The sequence below is a fragment of the Vibrio sp. 10N.261.52.A1 genome, assembly GCF_002876325.1.
Taxonomy (GTDB): Bacteria; Pseudomonadota; Gammaproteobacteria; order Enterobacterales; family Vibrionaceae; genus Vibrio; species Vibrio chagasii.
In genome coordinates this window covers 1-5,246 of sequence record NZ_MCYD01000651.1, presented here as the reverse complement: position 1 = coordinate 5,246, position 5,246 = coordinate 1, and the positions used below count along the sequence as shown (strand labels likewise).

5 protein-coding genes are annotated in these 5,246 nt (G+C 46.5%); all 5 read right to left on the bottom strand.

Annotated features, from left to right (window positions below; genetic code table 11):
* The coding region (locus BCT81_RS12180; protein ID WP_133152612.1) for a carbohydrate ABC transporter permease at positions 1–550 on the bottom strand (550 nt) is incomplete at its 3' end.
* Complete coding sequence (locus BCT81_RS12175; protein ID WP_102424569.1) at positions 547–1,485, bottom strand: sugar ABC transporter permease; 939 nt, start codon at positions 1,483–1,485, stop codon at positions 547–549. The genes BCT81_RS12175 and BCT81_RS12180, both read right to left, overlap by 4 nt.
* 143 nt (positions 1,486–1,628) lie before the next feature.
* Positions 1,629–2,876, bottom strand: coding sequence for an ABC transporter substrate-binding protein (locus BCT81_RS12170; protein ID WP_102424567.1), 1,248 nt, complete (start codon positions 2,874–2,876; stop codon positions 1,629–1,631).
* 110 nt (positions 2,877–2,986) lie between these two features.
* Entirely contained in the window at positions 2,987–4,432 is a 1,446-nt protein-coding gene (locus tag BCT81_RS12165; RefSeq protein ID WP_102424565.1) for an ATP-binding protein, read from the bottom strand.
* 13 nt (positions 4,433–4,445) lie between these two features.
* On the bottom strand, positions 4,446–5,174 hold the full coding sequence (locus BCT81_RS12160; protein ID WP_102424563.1) for a response regulator transcription factor: 729 nt from the start codon (positions 5,172–5,174) through the stop codon (positions 4,446–4,448).
* Between the last annotated feature and the right edge of the window lie 72 nt (positions 5,175–5,246).

Genomic DNA, 5,246 nt, shown 5'->3' with positions numbered 1-5,246 from the left:
CATCCAGTTTCGCTGCTTTGATCAACTCATCTGGAATCGAGATGTAGAAGTTACGGAAGAACAGCGTCGTAAACGCCATGCCGTAGATAACATGCACAAGTACCAGTCCAATTGTTGTGTTTGCTAAACCCATCTTGCCCAGCACTGTAGCCATAGGTAACAACACCACTTGGAATGGAATGAAACAACCGAATAGCAGCAAACTAAAGAACAGGTTTGAACCACGGAACTGCCACTTAGTGACAACATAGCCATTGAATGCGCCTAGTAGTGTTGAGATAGCGACCGCAGGAATCACTATTTGGAACGAGTTCCAGAAATAGCCTTTCACCCCTTCACACTTCACGCCAGTACACGCGCTGTCCCACGCTTTATACCAAGCATCGAACACCCACTCTTTGGGTAAACTCATCAAGTTACCTGCCTTAATATCCGGCAAGGTTTTAAATGAGGTCAGTACCATTACGAACAACGGCATCAGATAAACCAAGCAGAAGAAAAGCAGCGCCGAATAGATAAACATTCGAGCAAAGTTGATGTTGTTCATCATGACTTTTTCTCCCTAAGCTCTGAGTAAAGATAAGGCACCAGAATCGCTAGAATACCGGCTAGCATCATCATCGCACTGGCAGCACCTAGGCCAATTTGTCCGCGTGTAAACGAGTGTGCATACATGAATAGCGCAGGAAGATCCGATGAGTAACCCGGGCCACCCGCCGTCATAGCTGTTACAAGGTCGAAGCTCTTAATCGCAATGTGAGAAGTAATGATCACCGCACTGAAAACGACAGGGCGCAAGCAAGGTAAAATGATTTTGAGATAGATAGTGGGTAAGCTTGCCCCATCAATTTGAGCCGCTTTAATGATCGAAGAATCGATACCACGCAGGCCAGCTAAGAACATTGCCATCACAAAGCCTGACGACTGCCAAAGCGCGGCAATCACCAGGGTGTAGACCGCCATTTCAGAGTCGACCAGCCAATCAAATTTAAAGTCGGTAAAGCCCCAATCTTGCATCAGCTTTTCAATACCTAGGCCTGGATTCAGAATCCACTTCCAAGCGGTACCCGTCACGATGAATGACAGCGCCATTGGGTAAAGGTAGATGGTACGAATCGCGCCTTCTTGACGAATGTTCTGGTCAAGCAAAATCGCCAAACCGATACCCAAGACGATAGCAATCACCATGAATAGGATCCCGAACACACCGATGTTGGTGATTGAGGTGATCCAGCGATCGTTCTCCATCAGCTTTTCATATTGAGTAAAGCCAACAAAATTGAAGCTCGGTAGAAATCGAGAATTAGTAAACGACAGCGCTGCCGTCCAGAATATGTAGCCGTAGATACATACCACGGTCACCAACGCGGTCGGTGCCAACACAATCTTAGGTAACCAATGTTGTAACCTGTCAGCAAAACTGGGCTTTGGTGCAGGCTGGCTCCTTGTCGGTTTTGGAGTCGACTCAGTCAAAACATGCTCCATAACTTTTCCTTGTTGCACAATTGAGCCAATGGCTTACCTCTCGGCACCACATCAGCATCACGCATATCAGAATTGAGGTGAAGAGCGGATAGGCTCCCTACGAACCTACCCACCCTGGGGGTTTGCTACTAGACCAAATGAGATTAGATAGCGGCTTTTACTGCTTTCGCTAACTTAGCTGCTGCCTCTTTAGGATCAGCATCTTTCTCATTGAAGAAGTTGGTCACAACGTCATAGATAGCGCCTTGAGCATAGCTTGTCGTTGCTAGGCCGTGAGCCATACTCGGTACAAGGTCGCCAGATTCCGCACTCGCTTTAAAGGTTGCCATTGAATCCAACGCACATTGGTCGAACTTAGACATGTCCATATCAAGACGTACTGGAATCGAGCCTTTGTTTAGGTTGAAGACCTCTTGGAAGTCTTTAGTAAGAATAGTTTTCGCAAGATCTTGTTGCGCTTTTTGATTCTCTTTATCGCCTAGCTCGAAGAAGGCAAAGCTATCGATATTGAAGGTAAATTGGCCGTCAGTGCCCGGAGCTGGTGCACAGATGTAGTCTTTACCTGGCACTTTACCTGCCGCTGTAAACTCGCCCTTCGCCCAGTCACCCATGATTTGCATTGCCGCTTCACCATTGATAACCATTGAGGTTGCTACGTTCCAGTCACGACCTGGAGAGTTGCTGTCGATGTAGTCACGCATCTTTTTGAACTTGGTGAACACTTCGACCATTTTATCGCCAGATAACACGTCCATATCTAGATCAACGAACGCTTTGTTGTAGTCTTCACTACCAAGTACATCAAGTGCCACGGCTTCGAAGACTGTCGCGTCTTGCCAAGGTTGACCACCGTGCGCCAGAGGGATGAAACCTGCTGCTTTGATCTTATCTGCAGCAGCAAAGAACTCATCTAATGTGGTTGGAACCGTCACACCCGACTTTTCGAGCACTTCTGGGTTTGCCCAAAGCCAGTTAACACGGTGAACGTTCACAGGAACCGCTACGTACTCGCCGTCCCATTTCATCACTTTGGTAACAACAGCGGGTAGTAAGTCATCCCACTTTTCTTGTTTCGCGGTTGCATCGAGAGACGTTAGAAAACCTAAACCACCCCACTCCTGAATATCATGACCTTTGATCTGCGCGGCAGATGGTGGATTACCAGATACTGCTCGTGTTTTTAAAACGGTCATCGCACTTTCACCGCCGCCACCAGCAACAGCGAAATCTTTCCAAGTATGACCTTGTTCTTCAATCATCTCTTTAAGTACTGCAGCGGATTTAGCTTCACCACCAGCAGTCCACCAGTGAAGCACTTCCACTTCACCAGCTTGAGAAAATGTTGAGGTAGCAAGAAGAGATAGAGTAAGTAGGGTTTTATTGATTTTCATTATAATCTTCCATGTTTAGCGGGCTCGTCGCCCGGTTCAATAAAGAGTCTACTTATTCTGATTTATAAGATTGAAACAAAAGGTAAGTTCAATGTAACACAATTGTTACATTAAACTTCTAGGCCGCGTGGGATATAGACTTTGGCTTCTAAGCTGCCTTGAGGGGAGTTACGAATAATGAGATCTCCGCCGTGTCCGTGTAGGATATTTCGACAGATTCCGAGCCCTAAACCGTGTCCTTGGTCGTCGGTCGCAAGCCTAAAGTAAGGTTCAAACACCAACTCAAGTTTATCTTCTGGGATTCCTTTGCCGCGGTCCTGAATCGTCACGATCACCCATACAGAATCGCTACTGATATCAACTTTAGCGGATGTGCCGTATTTCACAGCATTGTCGATAAGGTTGGTCAGCACACGTTTGATCGCTAATGGTTTGGCGACTAAAGGCTCAACCACGATGGGTTCAAACTCCACTAAAGTTTGATGCTGGTTATGTGATTCTATAACCGAAGAAACCATGTCATTAAGATCGATAATGGCGTTGTTTTCATGAAGGTCTGTGTCTCTTACTGCTTGCAGAGCACCTTTGACCATCATCTCTAGCTCATCTAAATCCTTGTTGAACTTATCTTTCTTAACTTCGCTTTCCAACAATTCAGCTCTTAGCCTAAGCCGAGTGATCGGTGTTTTTAAATCATGAGAAATAGCAGAGAAAAGGTGTTCTCTATCGGCCACATAGCGACGAATGCGCTGCTGCATGCGATTAAATGCTCGAGTCGCGGTGACTAGCTCAGTCGCCCCCTCCTCGTTAAGTGGCGGCTGCTGAATATCCATACTCATCTCATTAGCGGCCCTAGCGAGCTTTTTAAGCGGGCGCACTTGGCGGCGAATCATTAAGTAGGTCAACACAAGCAGAATCAACGTTGAAGAGAGTAAGAAGATCACCTGCTCACGACCGAGAATGGTGTCATCGAGTTTTACATAGGGTGCAGGCAACAGTGCTGCAATGTAAACCCATTCATGGCTGGCTAACTCAATCTGAACAACCAGAATCGGCGGATTGAGAGGCTCTAAGGTTAAGGTATGATGCGCCCACGATCGCGGGAGATCGCTCAAGTAGATGTCATTTTTAAGCAAACGAAGATGTTCTGGGCGAGAGAAATCAACGCGTACCGACTCCACCTTGTTGAGCTTGCTACTCAAGACACTCTCTATCGCTTCAATCGATGCGGTTTTTAAGCGGGTATCGGGGATCGGTTCAACAATCATAGCCTCTTTATTGAAAGAGACGAAGAAGCGTGTCCCACCCATGTTTCGAATTTGGTCTAACACGATATGGCGATATTTGACGGGCAGAGACTGGAAGAAAGTCACTGTTGAAGCAAACATGTTCGCCATGCTCGATGAAGCGGAGCGAATACCCTCTAGTTCTTTTTGTTTGGATTCGCCATACCAAATCGAGGTTGCAATACCCTGAGCGATGACGACGGCTAGCAAGGTCAAAAGCAAGGTTCTAGCAACTAACGAGTTTGGCTTTAAACTTCTCAACCACTTCATACGGACTTCTTACTCAGTGCTCATAATGCACAGGTACAGCCAAGATATAGCCGTTACCACGCATGGTTTTGATGTAGTGCGGGTATTTAGCGCTATCTCCTAACCTGCTTCTCAAACGGCTTAACTGAACATCAATGCCACGCTCAAAAGGCAGTGCTTCACGCCCTCTGGTCGCAAAAGAGATGGTATCTCGGTCTAGTACTTCGTTTGGACGAGTTAGGAACAGCATTAACAGTGAAAAATCACTGCCCGACAAATCCATCTCTTCAGCGCTTTCGTTGTGTGAAATTCTATGAGCGAGTGTATCAAGCGTCCAATCACCAAAGATGATCTGTTTAGGCAATGCATCACTAGGCTTGTCCTCCGTCACTTGAACACGTCGCAACAAGGCTTTAATTCGTGCCATTAATTGGCGGGGACTAAACGGCTTAGCGATATAGTCATCGGCACCAATTTCCAAGCCAATGATCTGATCGGTTTCATCCGACACTGCAGTCAGCATAATGATGGGCACATTGGAGTTTCTACGGACGCGCTGACACAGGGTAAAACCATCATCACCGGGAAGCATCACGTCAAGAAGTATCAGGTCAGGGTAACCTTGGCTCTTTAGGTGAGTTTCTAGTTCAACCCCATCTCCAACCGAAGAGACGTCGAAACCCGATTTTGTAAGGTACTCTTCCAGCAACTCGCGGATTTCTTGATCATCATCCACCACGAGAATTCGAGTATTTGTTGGCATCGCCCAAACCTATAAAATTTACAACTTATTTACATAGTGTATAGGCAGGTCGAGTATTTGATTATTGATATG

What these genes read in the sequence shown, in the direction of transcription:
- BCT81_RS12175 (WP_102424569.1), bottom strand. Translation starts at nt 1,485, where the DNA reads ATGGAGCATGTTTTGACTGAGTCGACTCCAAAACCGACAAGGAGCCAG.
- BCT81_RS12170 (WP_102424567.1), bottom strand. Translation starts at nt 2,876, where the DNA reads ATGAAAATCAATAAAACCCTACTTACTCTATCTCTTCTTGCTACCTCA.
- BCT81_RS12165 (WP_102424565.1), bottom strand. Translation starts at nt 4,432, where the DNA reads ATGAAGTGGTTGAGAAGTTTAAAGCCAAACTCGTTAGTTGCTAGAACC.
- BCT81_RS12160 (WP_102424563.1), bottom strand. Translation starts at nt 5,174, where the DNA reads ATGCCAACAAATACTCGAATTCTCGTGGTGGATGATGATCAAGAAATC.